16 protein-coding genes are annotated in these 16,871 nt (G+C 38.3%); 1 reads left to right on the forward strand and 15 read right to left on the reverse strand.

Annotated elements, in window-relative coordinates:
* Positions 1 to 323: 323 nt before the first annotated feature.
* From OR571_RS10870 to OR571_RS10880, 3 genes are read right to left on the reverse strand one after another with little or no spacing between them, the layout of a single operon-like run.
* The gene (locus OR571_RS10870; protein WP_282242813.1) at positions 324 to 1,835 is read right to left on the reverse strand and encodes a CoA-acylating methylmalonate-semialdehyde dehydrogenase; all 1,512 of its coding nucleotides are present in this window, start codon (positions 1,833 to 1,835) and stop codon (positions 324 to 326) included.
* Positions 1,832 to 2,725: an NAD(P)-dependent oxidoreductase gene (locus OR571_RS10875; RefSeq protein WP_282242814.1), complete on the reverse strand. Its 894-nt coding sequence runs from the start codon at positions 2,723 to 2,725 to the stop codon at positions 1,832 to 1,834. The genes OR571_RS10870 and OR571_RS10875 overlap by 4 nt, the downstream gene beginning before the upstream one ends.
* 17 nt (positions 2,726 to 2,742) lie before the next feature.
* Entirely contained in the window at positions 2,743 to 4,053 is a 1,311-nt protein-coding gene (locus tag OR571_RS10880) for a GntP family permease (RefSeq protein WP_282242815.1), read from the reverse strand.
* A gap of 212 nt (positions 4,054 to 4,265) precedes the next feature.
* Here OR571_RS10880 and OR571_RS10885 point away from each other — a divergent pair, with 212 nt between their 5' ends.
* Positions 4,266 to 4,883 carry a TetR/AcrR family transcriptional regulator gene (locus tag OR571_RS10885; RefSeq protein WP_282242816.1) on the forward strand — a complete coding sequence of 206 codons (618 nt, stop codon included), beginning with the start codon at positions 4,266 to 4,268 and terminating at the stop codon, positions 4,881 to 4,883.
* A 163-nt stretch (positions 4,884 to 5,046) separates the two neighbouring features.
* Here the strand turns inward: OR571_RS10885 and OR571_RS10890 are convergent, their stop codons facing one another.
* From OR571_RS10890 to OR571_RS10945, 12 genes are all read right to left on the reverse strand, one after another.
* Positions 5,047 to 5,892 (reverse strand): M55 family metallopeptidase, encoded by an 846-nt coding sequence (locus OR571_RS10890; RefSeq protein ID WP_282242817.1) that lies wholly within the window; start codon positions 5,890 to 5,892, stop codon positions 5,047 to 5,049.
* 72 nt (positions 5,893 to 5,964) lie between these two features.
* Positions 5,965 to 7,143, reverse strand: coding sequence for a M24 family metallopeptidase (locus OR571_RS10895; RefSeq protein ID WP_282242818.1), 1,179 nt, complete (start codon positions 7,141 to 7,143; stop codon positions 5,965 to 5,967).
* Positions 7,124 to 8,131, reverse strand: coding sequence for an ABC transporter ATP-binding protein (locus OR571_RS10900; RefSeq protein ID WP_282242819.1), 1,008 nt, complete (start codon positions 8,129 to 8,131; stop codon positions 7,124 to 7,126). Before OR571_RS10900 ends, OR571_RS10895 begins: the two co-directional genes overlap by 20 nt.
* Positions 8,103 to 9,119 carry an ABC transporter ATP-binding protein gene (locus tag OR571_RS10905; protein WP_142539670.1) on the reverse strand — a complete coding sequence of 339 codons (1,017 nt, stop codon included), beginning with the start codon at positions 9,117 to 9,119 and terminating at the stop codon, positions 8,103 to 8,105. Before OR571_RS10905 ends, OR571_RS10900 begins: the two co-directional genes overlap by 29 nt.
* 15 nt (positions 9,120 to 9,134) lie before the next feature.
* A complete protein-coding gene (locus tag OR571_RS10910; RefSeq protein ID WP_282242820.1) occupies positions 9,135 to 10,037 on the reverse strand; it encodes an ABC transporter permease in 903 nt (300 codons plus the stop codon).
* 8 nt (positions 10,038 to 10,045) lie between these two features.
* Complete coding sequence (locus OR571_RS10915) at positions 10,046 to 10,888, reverse strand: ABC transporter permease (protein ID WP_282242821.1); 843 nt, start codon at positions 10,886 to 10,888, stop codon at positions 10,046 to 10,048.
* Positions 10,889 to 11,059: 171 nt separating this feature from the next.
* Positions 11,060 to 12,610, reverse strand: a complete 1,551-nt coding sequence (locus OR571_RS10920; RefSeq protein WP_282242822.1) for an ABC transporter substrate-binding protein — start codon at positions 12,608 to 12,610, stop codon at positions 11,060 to 11,062.
* Positions 12,611 to 12,624: 14 nt separating this feature from the next.
* Entirely contained in the window at positions 12,625 to 13,059 is a 435-nt protein-coding gene (locus OR571_RS10925) for a MarR family winged helix-turn-helix transcriptional regulator (RefSeq protein ID WP_282242823.1), read from the reverse strand.
* A gap of 354 nt (positions 13,060 to 13,413) precedes the next feature.
* The gene (locus OR571_RS10930; RefSeq protein WP_282242824.1) at positions 13,414 to 14,136 is read right to left on the reverse strand and encodes a sulfite exporter TauE/SafE family protein; all 723 of its coding nucleotides are present in this window, start codon (positions 14,134 to 14,136) and stop codon (positions 13,414 to 13,416) included.
* Between the two features lie 99 nt (positions 14,137 to 14,235).
* Positions 14,236 to 14,913, reverse strand: a complete 678-nt coding sequence (locus OR571_RS10935; protein ID WP_282242825.1) for a FadR/GntR family transcriptional regulator — start codon at positions 14,911 to 14,913, stop codon at positions 14,236 to 14,238.
* Between the two features lie 152 nt (positions 14,914 to 15,065).
* A complete protein-coding gene (locus tag OR571_RS10940; RefSeq protein WP_282242826.1) occupies positions 15,066 to 16,373 on the reverse strand; it encodes a TRAP transporter large permease in 1,308 nt (435 codons plus the stop codon).
* Complete coding sequence (locus OR571_RS10945; RefSeq protein ID WP_282242827.1) at positions 16,370 to 16,864, reverse strand: TRAP transporter small permease; 495 nt, start codon at positions 16,862 to 16,864, stop codon at positions 16,370 to 16,372. The genes OR571_RS10940 and OR571_RS10945 overlap by 4 nt, the downstream gene beginning before the upstream one ends.
* Between the last annotated feature and the right edge of the window lie 7 nt (positions 16,865 to 16,871).

Below are 16,871 nucleotides of genomic sequence, written 5' to 3' on the forward strand. Positions count from 1 at the left end.
ATATTTGCCAATTATTCCATCTTTCAATTCTAACTTTATTCTATTATATACGACATAATAATAGGAAGTCTATGTACTCAGACCTTAAGACCTACAAACGGATATAGTCAATCATTTAATGAATTAAAATCTAGTATAATGGCATGGATAAACAAATTTAAGTTATATAGGATTACTCTTAAATAGTGGAAATTACCTAGTCAAAGTGGTGGCATATTAGTAGTGTTAAAGTAGAAAGGATAAGAGACTTCAGAAGATCATTTTGCACGGAGACACAATCTACAAAAAAATCCAGGACAACAAAATGTCCTGGATTCTCTATATTAATTACTCGGGAACGAGAAAGATGCTTGCTCCAACTGGTCTTCTGGCCAGCGTTCCGAAATAGTTTTGTTTTTCGTGAAGAATCGAACTGTATCTGGACCAAACATATGGCCTTCTCCAAACTTCGAACGTTTCCAACCGCCAAAATTATAATAGCCAACCGGGATTGGGATTGGTACGTTGACACCGACCATGCCCACTTCGATTTCGCTAGTAAACTTGCGGGATGCAGCTCCGCTGTTTGTATAGATCGTCACTCCATTACCTAATTCGTGCTTGTTGACCAAATCGATGGCATCTTCAAGGGACGGTACACGTACGACGATGCGTGCTGGGCCAAAAACTTCATCTTTGTAGATTTTCATGTCTGGTGTAACGTTATCTAGCAAGGTTGGTCCAAGATAATAGCCTTCTGAGCTTTCACAGATTTCCGGATTGCGTCCGTCAATAACTAGTGATGCGCCTTCTTCAATACTATTATTTATTTCGGACAACACGTTTTGTTTCGCTTCTTTTGAAATGACTGGTCCAAAATCGACTTGTTCGTCTGTGTATGGTCCGACTTTTAACGCTCTGACTTTTTCATTTAAGATGGAGACGAATTTCTCTGCTGTTTCCTCCCCTACTGGCATTGCAGTGGATATTGCCATGCAGCGCTGGGAAGCAGCTCCATAAGCCGCTCCTAAGAATGCAGTGGCAGCCTGCTCAAGATCTGCATCTGGCATGATGATCATATGGTTCTTCCCGCCTCCAAATGCGGCAACTCGCTTGCCATGCTGAGTTCCTGTTTGATATACATATTCGGCAATTCGAGTAGATCCTACGAAAGAAATCGCCTGGACATCTTCATTCTTCAGCAACTCATCCACAACTTCCTTATCTCCATTGACTACGCTCCAGACGCCTTCTGGAAGCCCAGCTTCTGCCCATAATTCACTGATAAACAGTGCAGAATGCGGCACTTTTTCAGATGGCTTCAAGATAACGGAGTTTCCTACTGCCACTGCCATAGAGGTCATTGCAACAGGAACCATTACAGGGAAGTTAAAAGGAGCTATTGCTGCTACGACTCCCAAAGGTGACTTGGTTGAAAAAGCATTAATATTCCCGCCTACGTTAACAGAGTACTCGCCTTTCATTAAATGAGGTGCGCTTAACGCCAAATCCACGGATTCCAATCCACGAGTAATTTCCCCTAGCGCATCTGCTTTCGTTTTACCACTTTCTAGGCAAACAATATCGACCAATTCATCTTGTCGAGAAGACAGCAAGTTGCGGAAATTTAATACGACTTCCATCTTTTTAGCGAGTGATTTCGCCTGCCATTCTACTTGACCTTTTTTCGCAAGCTCGATTGCTTGTCTTGTTTCTTCAGCTGATGCAAGTGGCACCCCTGCGATTACTTCTCCAGTAGATGGATTGAAAACTTCGCCAAAACGGCCGCTTGTCCCTTCGACTTTTTTTCCTCCGATAAAGTGGGATAGTTTTTGAACTTCTTGTATAGTTGTCATAGTACTTCCTCCTTCTTATTTGTTTTTACTTCTGATAAATAAGCTGCTGAAATATCTAGATGTCCGAACCCTTCCTGAGACATTTGTTCATATTCCTCTATCAATTGATTGGTCACCGGCAGATTCACTTCTCCTTGAACAGCCATTTGCTGTGCAAGGCGCATATCTTTTAATAATAGATCGATGGAGAAGCCTGGTTGGTAATCTTCATTTTTCATATACTCCGCATAATTGCGTGTGTAGATTTTGCTTTGTCCATAGCTCACATTTAAGATTTCATACACTTTATCCAGTGATAACCCAGCGCTTTCTGCCAGCACTAGCATTTCTGCGACCCCCTTTGTATAAAAGCCGATCATCAAGTTGTTCAACAATTTGATGCGGGTGCCGACACTCGGTGAATCGCCAAGCAAGAAAATATTCTTACCCAATACATTTAGTAGCGGAAGTGCTTTTTCATAATTTTCTTTTGTTCCACCAACCATAATAGTCAAGGTAGCTTGAACTGCTCCGATAACCCCACCACTTACTGGTGCCCCTAAATAATGCAGGCCGTGTTTACTAGCAAGAGTCGCAATATCGTCGTTTAGCTTCGGATCCACTGTACTGAAATCTATCAATAACGTGCCCGGTGCAGCAGTCTCGATTAAACCGCCTGGATTTGTATAAATCGCTTCCACCACTTGAGGTGTCGGAAGACTGGTCATAATCACTTTCGTCTGTGCGGCAAGTTCAGCGTTCGTCTTCGCAACTTTACCTCCAAGTTCCGTAAACTTTTGCAGTATCTCTGCTTTGACATCCATTCCGTAAACAGTGTAGCCAGCCTTAATCAAATTAGTTGTCATTGGCAATCCCATGTTGCCTAGTCCAATAAAACCGATTGTATCCATTATTTATTCCACTCCTTTTAAAAGATTGAATATAAGATAATTGCTAATGCGAGTGCTATCATAGAGACGACAACACTAATGACAAATACTGGCTTATAAGCCCGATCATGAGTTTCATTACTAACTGCTCGAATTGTTGTTACGATATATCCGTTATGAGGCAATGAGTCCAGACCTCCGGAGGCAAGTGCTGAGATTCGGTGCATTGCGTTTGGATCCAAGCCTTGTAAATTGTAGATTGGAGCCAAAATCGGAAGCGCAATTCCAAGTCCGCCTGAAGCAGATCCTGTGATTCCTGCAATCACCGTGACCGCAAGCGCTAACCCAATGTATTCCATGCCTGGAAGTCCAACAAGGACGTCAACAATCATTTGAAAAGATGCCGTTTGCTGGGCTACTGCACCGAAACCGACCACCGCACAAATATTGACGGTAGCAATGACGGCATTTTCAGCACCTTTTGTGAACATCGCTCGGTATTGATCGGTGTATTTATACATCGTAGCTAGCCCAGCTGCGCAGCCGACAAATAATCCTAAAAGGGCCGCACCCACAGAGGATATGAACTGCGCGCTAATGTTTAGCGTAATGACCACAAGTGCAAGCGGTAAGATGGAGAAGAATACAGGCGGCAATTTACGCTCAACTGACTCGAGCTTGCTCAAGTTCTCCATGACAGCTTTCGGTGCATCAAATTGCTCACCGTTTTTGATAGCTCTGTCCACCATAAACTTCATTGCATAACTTCCTATCACGATAATGAAAATTGCGACAACTACCGCAATCCACCCTCCAGCAGTCGGCTTCGTGCCGAAAAACTCCATCGGTATCAAGTTCTGCACTTCCGGCGACCCTGGAGAGGTCATTGTAAATGAGATCGATCCGAAGATAATCGATGCGGGGATAAACCTATGCGGAATATTCCCTTCTCGGAACAACGATAAGGCAATCGGATAAGCAGCAAATGCGACAATTGCCACACTCACTCCGCCATATGCCATAACCGAGCAAGCAACCACCACTGCAAAAACAGCATGCTTTGCGCCAATTTTCCGTTTCACCCAATTGGCAATAGAATTGGCCGCACCGGTTTCTTCCATAATCTTTCCAAATACTGCCCCAAGTAGATATACAAGGAACCAACTAGCAAAGTAGCCTGTAAATCCCGCCATATAATTTTCTGTAAGCGCTTTCTCTAAAGACAAATGATTTGTCAAAGCGACTACAATGGAAGCAATCAATGCTGCAAAGATAATATTCATCCCTCGCATAGTGAAAAACATAAGTAACCCTAACCCCAGAAAAAAACCGATAAACGCAATAACCATCTTCTTCCCCCTGCTCCCCTTTAAGCATTCAAACATTTGAGATACCAAAGTCAGATACTTTAGTATCTTAAATGATAATAGATAGAATTTTATTTGTAAACAGTAAATTTAATATTTTCTGATTTTTATATTTTTAGTTATGTAATTCCAAAAATTGTCCTTGTATTATTTAGAAAATATGTTAGTTTCAATTAATAAAGGAGTGTAGACAGATGAAACCATCTTCCCAACGGGCGATCAAAGCACAGCAGACACGCCAGCTATTATTAGATACAGCCCTTGAATTATTTGATAAAAAAGGGTTTGATAATGTGACCATTGATGAAATTGCCGAAAAATGCGATGTCTCAAAAGGCGCATTTTACAGACATTTCAATTCCAAATATGATGTCTTCGCAGTTAAGTTTAAAGACATCGATAACTTTTATGAAAGCTTCTATGAAAAAATTCATCCAGCCTGTACAGTAAAAGAAAAAATCATCCTTGCTTATCAAGAGCAGATGAAATATTTACGCGATGAGCTAGGAGTAGATTTTGTTCGGACCGTCTATACCAGTGCACTGTCACGTACAATGGATGAAAAGCATTATTTAGTGGACCCCGAGCGCCGCATTTATAAATTGATAGAAACCTACCTAGATGAAGGCCTTGAAAAAGGAGAATTTAATTCTGCATGGGAAAAAGAGCAATTGCTCCATAACTTGACTCGATGCATGAGGGCCACCGTCTTTGACTGGATTATCTTCCAAAATAAATTAGATATTGTCGAAGAAATTAAAGTACTCGTTACGATGATATTTGAGGGGATTGGGAAACGGGAGAATGATTAGTTTAAACTTCCCTGTGTAAGAAACAATTTTGAATTGTTTCTTACACAGGGAAGAGATACAAATAACACCCACCTTTCATTAGGTGAGTGTTATTTGGTATTTGGCTATTTAATAAAGATAAAAGTCTATGGACAGAATTTTTTCTTACGTGGGACATTTTTTATCAGGCATTTACGCTTCCTAGCACTCCATTAGTAGATGCAATTGCTATAATCACACATCCCCACATATGCTTATAAGCGGTAACCATGTCTTCACACGTAAACTTAATGCTTGTTGGACTGATCATTTGAACCGTTGGTAGTGTAGTTGTCATTTTTGCTTGTTGGGGGCCCTTAAATTCAATCTCATAAGTTATCGGACCTTCTATTTTTAATGGTTTAATATTATTAATCTTCGTAAGAGAAAAAGCAATCTTTTGCTCGATTTCTTTTTGTACCACTTCAGGATGAATTAATTCTGCTGCTAATCGATCACGTGCAAATTTGACTATCACTGATTCTATGTCTGGCAATGTCTCTTTCACTTCGGCCACATATTGATCATCCCCACTGATGAAGATGGCAGGTATATCTAAACTACCAGCAACCAAGGCATTCATTTCGGTTTCTCCAACAATCTGATTGTTGATTTTCATTTCCTTAACGCATATTCCAGCAAGTGTATGGCTTATTACTGCATGTGAAGCACTTTCTCTTCCATGATGCCCAATAAAAATGATTCCATCAAATGTACTGTCGAGCCCCTCTAATTGGCACATGACACGATTATTACCTGAAACTAATCGAGCTCTTGGATCCAACTCTTCTATTAGAATGTTAGACATATTTCCGTGACCATCCGCCACGACAACTTCCTTCGCTCCACCTTTATAGGCACCTCTTACAGCAGCATTTACCTCCGCTGTCATTAACTTACGAAACCGCTGATACTCAGCATTTGTTGTAAGCTGCTGAATAGTCGCAACGCCAGCGATTCCTTCGATATCTGCAGAAATAAATAATTTCAATCAATTAACCTCATTTCACTTAACTTTTATGGATGATCGAAAAACAGTTAGCCATGTCAGGTTCTTACTTGATTAACAAATGAGAGAATTTAAATCTCTTGGATAATAAGTTAGCATTTCTATACCACTATCTGTAACGAGGACTGTATCCGAATGTCTGAAACCACCAATTCCCTTCACATAAATTCCAGGTTCTACTGTAACTACCATGCCTGGTTTTATTTCTGTATGATCTCCTAAGTCAAAGAATGGTGCCTCGTGACCAAGCAACCCAATATTATGACCTGTATGGTGACTTGTTAATTCTGTGATGCCTGCCTCTTTAAAGTACTTTTGGACTGTAGCTTCTACTGCAGAATATGGAATGCCTGGTTTAATCGCTGAAAGTGCAACATCCTGCGCTTCATACATGTGTTGGAAATACTTTTCTTGTTCCTTAGAAACCTCTTCAACAAACATGGTACGTTCCAACTCACTTTTATAGCCAAAAACATCGGCCGCGGCACCAGTAACCAATGTATCTCCTTTTCGAAGGACAAGGTTTTGAGTTACGGCATGTGGGAACGCTGACTCAGGTCCAATTTGTCCTCTAAAAATTGCATATGCTGTTTGGCCATGTGGCTTGTATTCAGAACCTAACGTTTCAATCATTGCCATCGTCGCTTCCATAGATGCTTTACTAGTAATCTCAATTTCACTTAACCCAGCCTTCGTATATTTTTGCAGTAAGCGATGAGCTAAATTTCCCCAACGACATGACTCTTTGATTAACTCGATTTCCTTGTCAGATTTGACATAGCGCATTTCCTCTATAACCCATTTTAAAGATACAAACTCTTTAACTGTAATCATTTGATCAATCGATTGTCCTCGATACCCCATGGAAGAACCGTAACCGAGAGAGTCATAACCAACCGTTTTGTTTTCAAATCCATATTGAAGTAATAATTCTTTTAGATACTCCATCGGGTGCTTGATTCCTGGATATTCTGGATAAGAGTGAACATGATCAACTATACCGTATTCCTCTGCATGCTCATGCTCTAATGCTGGTAAGAATAAGTGAACCTTTTGACTTGGATCAATGAACAATCCTATTGGTCGTTCCGTCGGATGAAAGTGAAACCCTGTTAAATAAAAGATATCCGTTACTGAAAAAATAACTGCTGCATCACAATTTTTCTCCGTTAATTTATGAAAGAATTTTTGCTGACGTTCTTGAAACTCACCTTTAGGAATAGCTAGTAACATACTCAATTTCCTCCTCGTTTTTTATATATAAATGGCAATTTGCCGTGTGACCTTTTTCGAATGTTGTTGGTTCTGGCATTTTAGTTTTACAAATTTCTAGAGCAAATGGGCATCTTGGATGGAATGCACAGCCAGATGGCGGATTCGCCGGGCTAGGAACATCCCCTTTTAGTATAATTCGTTTTTTTTCTTCTTTAGGATGTGCCACTGGAACAGCGGATAACAGGGCTTGTGTATATGGGTGTTTTGGATTTCGGAACAAATCTTCTGTATCAGCAACTTCAACGATTTTTCCTAAGTACATGACAGCTACACGGTCAGTCATATGTTGAATCACGCTTAAGTCATGAGAGATAAATAAATAGGTCAATCCAAATTCCTTTTGTAGCTCAAGCATCAAGTTGATAACTTGAGACTGTACAGAAACATCCAGCGCTGAAACAGGTTCATCTGCAATGATAAAATCGGGCTGAAGGATGACCGCACGTGCAATCCCAATCCGCTGTCTTTGCCCTCCCGAGAATTCATGTGGGTATCTATCTAGATGATATTCGGAAAGTCCGACGATTTTTAACATTGCTATGATTTTGCGCAGTCTTTCTTTTTTATCAAATTTGTTATGAACCTTTAGTGGTTCCATCAATATTTGCAAAATCGTTTTTTTCGGATTCAGGGAAGCATATGGATCCTGGAATACCATCTGCATCTGTTTTCGAAGCGACCGCATTTGCTCATATGGTAGTGACGCCAAATTTGTACCTTTAAAAATTACTTCCCCAGCTGTAGGTTCGACCAACCTTAAAATTGTTCGGCCTGTAGTTGATTTACCACAGCCAGATTCTCCTACCAATGCAAAAGTTTCTCCTCGCATAACGGTAAAGTTCACATCATCTACAGCCCTTACAACGATTTTCTCCTTAAACATTCCTTGAGATATCTCATAATACTTTTTCAAGTTTTTAACTGTTAACAATACTTCGTTCTTCATTCTGCATGACCTCCTTAACTGCCGGGTCCTGTAGCCAACACTTGCTAATATGTTTTCCCCGATTGAACGCAGGTGGTGTTTCCGCAAAACATTTTTCAAAGGCAAATGGACATCTATTTGCAAATACACAGCCTTCCCCTATCTCAGAGGGCTTTGGTACTTGACCATCGATTGAAAATAATTTGCTCTTTCGTTCATTGTTAGAGGGTAGGGATTTCATAAGTCCTTGCGTATAAGGATGTAAAGGTCTATCAAATAATTCATTTACCTCTGCCTCTTCCACTACCTCTCCAGCGTACATGACTACTACGCGATCACACATTTCAGCAACCACACTTAAATCATGGGTGATTAGCATTAAACTCATCTCATTTTTTACTTTAATCTCTTTTAATAGTTCTAGAATCTGAGCTTGAATTGTTACATCCAAGGCTGTGGTAGGTTCATCAGCAATCATAAGCTTTGGATGGCATAAGAGAGCAAGAGATATCATAACCCTTTGTCTCATTCCACCGGATAGTTGATGAGGGTATTCGTCAATTATTTGTTCTGCTCTTGGTAAACCAACCTGTTTTAGTACAGCAATAATATTGTTACGGATTTCTGACTTTGACATTTTTTTATGTTGTCTTAATGGTTCACTCAATTGTTCACCAATTGTAAATACAGGATTCAGAGATGTCATTGGCTCCTGAAAAATCATCGAAATTTCGTTGCCACGAAGTTTACGATATTCTTTCTCCTTCAATCTAGAGATATCTCTATTATTGAATAGGATTTCGCCAGAGACAATTTCACTTGTCTTTATCGGTAGAAGTCCCATAACCGAAAGAGAAGTCACACTTTTTCCACACCCCGACTCACCAACAATTCCCAATGTTTCTCCTTTTTTCACATGAAAGTTGACTCCTCGTATAGGTTGAGATGTCTCCTTACCATTTCTAAAACGAATTCGTAGGTCGTTCACTTGTAGAACCTTATCTGACATAATCATCCCCCCTTGTTATTCACCTTTCAATTCCGGATCCAATGTATCACGAAGCCAATCTCCAAAAAGGTTAACACCGAGAGCCGTAATCATAATAGCGATTCCTGGGAATGTGATTAACCACCATGAACTGAATATATAATCTTTTCCTTCATTTAGCATGTTTCCCCATGCGGGTTCAGGTGGTTGTACTCCAAACCCCAAGAAGCTTACAGATGCCTCGGCAATAATATAAGTACCAATTTGCAGGGAGGACAGAATGATAATAGGAGTAAACAAGTTTGGCAGAATATGTTTAAACAATATTCCAATTCTCGTTACGCCTGTCGCTACGCAAGCAGTGATAAATTCCTTTTCACGAAGTGCAAGAACCTCACTCCTAATGACGCGAGCAAATATAACCCATCCCCCTATTGCTAGTGAAATGATGATATTACGAAGGCCTGATCCAATAATCGCATTGATGACCAATACCAACAGAATGAATGGAAAACTTAATTGAACATCCACAATCCGCATTAAAATTACATCAACCCAACCTCTGAAATAACCAGAAATAATTCCGACAATTGTTCCGAAAGTACCAGCGATTAGCACAGTTGTTAGACCGATAATGACGGACACTCTGGCACCAAGAATAATTCTAGAAAAAATATCTCGTCCTAGCTGATCTGTCCCTAAAAGATGTCCATCCGTCATAGGGGGTAATAATTTCTTACCGAAATCCGCAAGAAGAGGATCATAAGGTACAATCCATTGACCAAAAATACTGATAAATAGCAAGAGTATCATGATAAGAAATCCGACCATTCCTGTCCAACTTCTTAGTAAATTAGAGAAAAACGTAACTACAGCTGATTGTTTCTTGGCCTTTATTGATTGTGTTGTATGAGTTACCTTTGGAATATTAACAGTCATAATCTCACCTACTTCACTCGAATTTGCGGATTAACATATGCATACAAAACATCTGCAATAAAATTAATCACTGCATAAATTAGGGCTATGATAAATACTCCAGCCAGAACTATTGGAAAGTCTCGATTCATAAGCGACTGCATTAACAATCTTCCAATTCCAGGCCAAGCAAATACAACCTCGGTTATCACGGCTCCTCCAAGTAATGTTCCTAGATCAAGAGCTACTAATGTAATTATTGGAATGAGAGAGTTTTTAAGCGCATAACGCCCTATTAATCTAAGAGTTGGCACTCCAGATGCCTTAGCTGTCCTAATGTAATCTTTTCTAAGTACATCCAGCATGGTAGACCTCGTGAAGCGTGTAAATCTTGCCACGCTATAAGCAGCTAGAGTCACCATCGGCAGTATTAAGTGAGTGATAGAACCCGCCCCACCAGATGGAAGCATGTTCAATTGAGCCGCAAAAAAGTATATAAGCAAAAGACCCAACCAAAAGCTTGGTACCGCTTGTCCGAGTACGGTAAAGGCGACAGCAATTCGATCAAAAATTGAATTTCTTCTAAATGCCGATAGAACACCAAGTGGTATGGAAATCAGTAAGGATAAAACTAATGCAGATATGGCTAATTGGAAAGTAGCCGGCAAACGATCTAATACTAAAGGCAATGCATCCTCTCTACTTCGTAAAGATTGACCGAAGTCTCCTTGAACAGCATTTACCATGAAATCTCCATACTGAACATAGATAGGACGATTAAATCCTAATTTTTCCCTATATTCTTCTATTTGTTCCCTCGGTGCATCAGGAGGTAAGAACAGCGCAGTCGGATCTCCAGATAGTCTTATCAAAAAAAAATACAACTGTAAGTGCTAATAAAACAACAACTCCAACTTGAATTAGCCTTTTAATCACAAAATCAAGCATACGTTACCTCCCTCTCGTAACCTATATTTCTTGTATTCTTAAGGAGAAAAGGAGGATCGAAACCCTCCTTACCTATTAGCCGCTATTATAGTTCTTTAATTCCATGACATTTCAAAGGCTTGTATTTTTTCATCTACACGAGGCTTAAAGTTCAAATCTTTTCTTACAGCATATAAATCCGCCTGTTGCCATAATGGAACCCATGCAGCTTTTTCCACTAGAGCATTTTGAAGCTCAGCATATCCATTGAATCTTTTTTCTTCATCAAATAATGCATTTGTTTCATAAATTTTCGCTTCGATATCTTCATCATAAAAACCACTATATGGTGCTACTTCTGTAAAGAGATTTTCAATTGTGGATTGTGGATCAAATGCAGGACCCCATCCTAGTATGAACATATCCTTCATTTCTCTATTTCTGATTTTCTCTAAATGAGCACCCCATTCATTTACTTGAACATTGACTTTCACACCGATTCGCTGTAATTGAGCCGCAATGGCTTGAGCTACTTGAGTATCCATCGGATAACGACCATTCGGTGTATCCAACGTCAATGTTAAAGACTCAGGCTCATATCCAGCCTCCTTTAGTAAACTTTTCGCTTTTTCAGGATCGAATTCGTAGCCCTTTGTTTCAATGTAACCAGTATTGATAACTGCAAGAGGACCTGTCATTTTTGTACCATTTCCATTTAACACCGCTTCGATTAGTTCATCGACATCCACAGCATGATTCAATGCTTGACGAACCTTTTCATCTTTCAATGGACCGTCATAAAATGTATTTAAGGCAAGGTAGTTTATACGAGCTGATGGAACCTTTTCAACTTTCGAGTCATCGTCACTTTCAATTTTTCCAACGGAATCCACTGGTATATTTTTGAACATATCCACTTCGTTACTTAAAAAGGCGGAAAGACGAGAGCTGAACTCTGGAATATAACGGAACTCTAATTTTTTTATCTCAGGAGTTCCTTTCCAATAATCTTCATTGGCTTCTAATTTCAAGTAATTATCCCGAGACCATTCTACAAATTTATAAGCTCCAGTTCCTATAGGTTTCTTAGCCGCTTCATCCGTTCCTACCTCTTCCACATATCCAGGTTCCATAATCAGTAAATCTTCCGTAATACGTTGGATTAAGCTTGGAAACGGTTTAGATGTTTTGATTTCTACTTCAAAAGGTGAAACTACCTTTACTTCTTCCACATCTACCCATCTGGATTTATAAAATGATTGATTTGCATCATCTAAAATATAATCAATACTATACTTAACCGAATTTGCATCAAAGTCTGCTCCATTGTGGAATTTAACTCCTTCTTTTAATGTTAAATGCCAAGTCAGCTCATCTACATTTTTCCATTCTTCAGCAAGTACAGGAACGAATTCACCGCTTTGCCCATCTCGATCAATTAGAGGGTCGTAAATATTGCGAATTTGTGTATCTGTCACATAGTTCACATCTGAGTTAGCAATGAGGGTTCCAGCATCAGCCTCAAAGGCAATAACAAGACTATCTTTAGTGGAGGTAGAAGAATCCCCATCTCCATCTGAATTACTAGTACCTGCTGTTCCTTCAGTACAACCTGATAAAATTAACAAAAGACTTAAAACTAGCAAAACCAATGAATTTTTTCTCATATTTTAGTTCCCCCTTATCGAATTTTTGGATATAAAATTTCCTCTATTTTTTGCATTGACTCAATTAAAACCTCGATTTCTTTTTCAGCTATGCCGTCTATCATACCCTCAACATTAAGACTTGCTTTATCAGCAAGTGTTTTAAGTGCCTCTCCCCCTAAGTCTGTTAGTTTTATATGTTGAATCCGTCGATCCTCTTCCGAAAAACTTTTAATTATCAGCCCATCTCGTTCAAAATGCTTAAGGATTCTACTCATATAGCTTTTATCTAATAGAAAATAATTCGATAAATAGGCAGCTGTACAGTCATTACGAGTAGAAATTTCAAACAATATTAAAGCCTCTGTAGCTGAATAAGGACTCTCATCTGTGTATAAATTAAAAAGCCCCATTGTGCGAGTGTAAAATCGGTTAAATCTTTTAATTTTTTGTACATTATTTTCTGACATATTTAAATATTCACTATCCTTCGAATTTTAAGTTTACTTTATATTAGAAAGTGGCTTTAGTCAACTATTTTTTTAGGAATTTATTGATAGTGCTACTCCCCCTCTTTTGTAGAGGGTAATCTTTAGGGGAAACTGCTTTTCACAATTCCACTTTTAGGCAACGAATTATGTAAACGCAAAATAACGCCCACCTATTCGTTAAGTGGACGTTACTTCATATTTACCTATGTTAATTGAACTGAATAGTATTAATTGTAGGAATTCCTAACATCGGGGAGGGTTTGAATTGCACTTAAGACTTAATTTGATTTGAAGTATGAACAATTTAGAGTGGACACCACTACTTACAAATCATCAAGACAAAATACTATCAATTAAGAGGTAAATCCCAGTACCTCCTAAAAGGATGTATGTAAAAATCTTAAATACTTGTTGATTTAAATATTTGAATAGAATTTGCCCTATGATCAATCCTATAAATACAGCAGGAATGGCATACAAACTAGAACGCCAGATAAGCATATCTGTACCGGTTAAAAATAGCTGTGATAACAAACTAATGAGATAGATAAATAAGAAAAACGCTAAAGTGGTGGCTCTAGTTTTTTCTTTTCCGGTGTTTGTGCCTGCAAAGTATATCAACAACGGGGGTCCTGGCATACCTATGCTTATGGTTAAAACCCCAGATATTCCACCTACTATATAATCTCTAGCCGTAGTCGATTTGAATCTAACGTTAACAATTAACATTAAAGTTAGCAACAATAAAATGATACTAATCAGCAGTTTAAACGTCTTAATATCAACCGTTATATAAATTAGACCACCTAATGGAAGTCCCATAATGCTACCTAAAACTAATTTTTTCAACAAATATGTATCAATATTCTTTTTGACTTTCATGATTAATGATAAGGAGATGATCAAGGAAAGGATAATATTTATTTGAATGGCTTCTGAAGGTGCAAATAGCAACAATAAAAAAGGTGTCGCCATAATCGAAAATCCAAAGCCAGTGCTTGTTTGTAAAATCGATGCCACGAGAATAATACAAATATATATAAAGAAGTTTTCCAAGCTTATACCTCCTATAAATAACATAAGAGCAGATATTTTTACAAAATAAAGTGGCTGAAGATGAAAATATCAGCCACTTTATTATGTCTCTTATAGCATTCAGTCACCTAATATTTTCTTCCGTACATATCTTAAATGATTATACATTTGATTGAACGATTCATAGGGATCTCTTTTCTTTAATGCTTCATATATTGCTACATGATGCTCGATTGTAATAGAAGGTTCTCGGTAAGTAATCAAGCTATCCGTCTTTTCATGTGTGATAAGAAGGGAATCTATCATTCCTTCGACTACTGGATTATTTGCACTTTGGGCAATTAGCCGATGAAATTCCTTATCTAATTTTCCGTAATCACTATTTGGGTTTTCTTGAATTCTATCAATCGTTTCTTTTATTTTTTCTAGTTGATCATCGGATATTTTTTCAGCTGCAATTGTAACAAGTCCCAATTCTAAAGTCATTCGTGCTTCAATAACGGCAGGAATATTATTAATCGACAATGCAAGCATCGCTTTGAATGGACTGCTTCCCACCTTATCATTGACAAAAGTACCGCTTCGAGGTCTTCTGTTTATAATTTCTAACGTTTCCAGTGAGCCTAGTGCCTCTCGTAATACTGGGCGGCTTACATCAAGCTGCTCCATCAATGACATTTCAGAAGGCAATTTATCGCCCGGCTTCAATTGACCGCTCGTTATCATATAAATAACCTGTTCTATCACCTGCTGGGATAAAGTACTCCTACGGATAGTGTCCATTGTATGCTCCTTCATTAAATCCCTCCTTTCCATAAAAATAATCGAGAATTTCTTTATAACAATTATACACTAAAATCTCTTCGGAATTTCATAATACTATGTAAAAAGAGAATGAAGTCGTATTCCACTGCATTCTCCCTCTTCGTTCATTTAATCCTCAAAATACTTTAACTAAGTCCAGCTAAAGACGGTAAGAATGTGGAAAACCATGGAAAATACGTTACAAGTAAAAGAACAACAACAATAGCAACATAAAATTTAAGAATTTGTGGCATAACCTTTTCCAATTTTACATTCGATACTTTAATACCAGCAAAAAGAATATTGCCAACCGGCGGTGTAATAGTACCAATACAAAGATTAAACGTAAGCATAATACCGAAATGTAAAGGGGTCATTCCTAATGCTAAACAAACAGGAAGTAAAATTGGTGTGAAAATTAAAATTGCTGGTGTTAGATCCATAAATGTGCCAACGAACAACAACAGAATATTAATTGCTAGTAAAATAATTATGGGATTATCGGAAATGCCTAATATCAAGTTGGCCATCATATCTGGAATCCCAGTAAACGACATAACCCATGCCATTATATTAGATGATCCGATTAAAAACATAATTATAGCTGACAACTTCGCACTATCTATCAAAATAGCATATAATTCTTTGAAATTAATTGTTTTATAAAAAATTGTAGATAATAACAAACTATAGACAACTGCAATTGCGGATCCTTCTGTAGCAGTAAAAATACCTCCAACAATTCCAAAAACGACAATAATAATTAGTAATAAACTTGGAATTGCATCGAGTGCAACTTTTAAGAATTCATTTAACGTTATTTGCTTTTTACCGACATAGCCTTTCTTTTTTGCATAAAAGAACGCAACGACCATGCAACTTATCCCCCACAAAATACCGGGAATGACTCCACCAAGAAAAAGAGCGGCTACTGAAGTACCTCCGCTAACTAAAGCATAGGTGATTAATGCAGTACTCGGTGGTATCAATAATCCCGTAGGAGCTGTTGCTATATTTATTGCCGCTGTGAAATTCTCGTCATAGCCTTCTTTTTTTTGAATTGGTCCCATAATAGATCCCATTGCAGAAACCGCTGCTGTTCCAGAACCAGAAACAGAGCCAAAAAGCATATTAGCAACCACATTCGTCTGAGCAAGTGAACCTGGTATCCTTCCTGTCAATGCAGTTGCTAAGTTAATCAACCGGACTGCTATACCACCTTTATTCATAATATTACCTGCAAGTATAAAGAAAGGAATAGCCAATAAAGTAAATATATTTATACCTTGAAACATTTTCAAAGCGGATGATGGAACTGCCGCCGAAAAACCTAATACTTGGGTGATTGCTAGTATTGATGCAACAATGAGTCCTATACCAATTGGAATACCGAGAAGTAATAGAATGACAATCGTAAAAAAAATCAACAAACCTGCTGTTACTGCTACACTCATAGAATCCCCTCCTTTTTACTTTCATTAAATTGTTGGATTAATTGGATTATATTAATGCAGTTATAGATAATGATAAATACACCACTTATTGGAAGTACTATATAAATCCAATCCATAGAGATATTCAGTGTAGGAGAAATTTGTATAGCACCTACGCCTACAACCTGCGTTCCGCCAAACAGAAAGACAATTATTGCGATAAACATGATGAGTAGCTCTGTAAAAATCGATAACACAAACTTATTCACCCCTACTAATCTGTCCGAAAATATTGATAAACTCATATGATCTTTTTGACCAAATACTAGTGCAGTACCAAGCAATGATACCCAAACAAAAGAATAACTCAGCAAATCTTCAGACATCGTACTCGGACTACTAAAAACATATCGTGAAATTACTTGATAAGTTGCTAGTAGAGTCATAAAAGACAACAAAGCGGCACAAGCAGCAGATAACACTTTATCCATTATTTTCTTTACTTTTCCCACAAGATAC

Source organism: Psychrobacillus sp. NEAU-3TGS, assembly GCF_029955155.1.
In the GTDB taxonomy this organism is placed as follows: Bacteria; Bacillota; Bacilli; order Bacillales_A; family Planococcaceae; genus Psychrobacillus.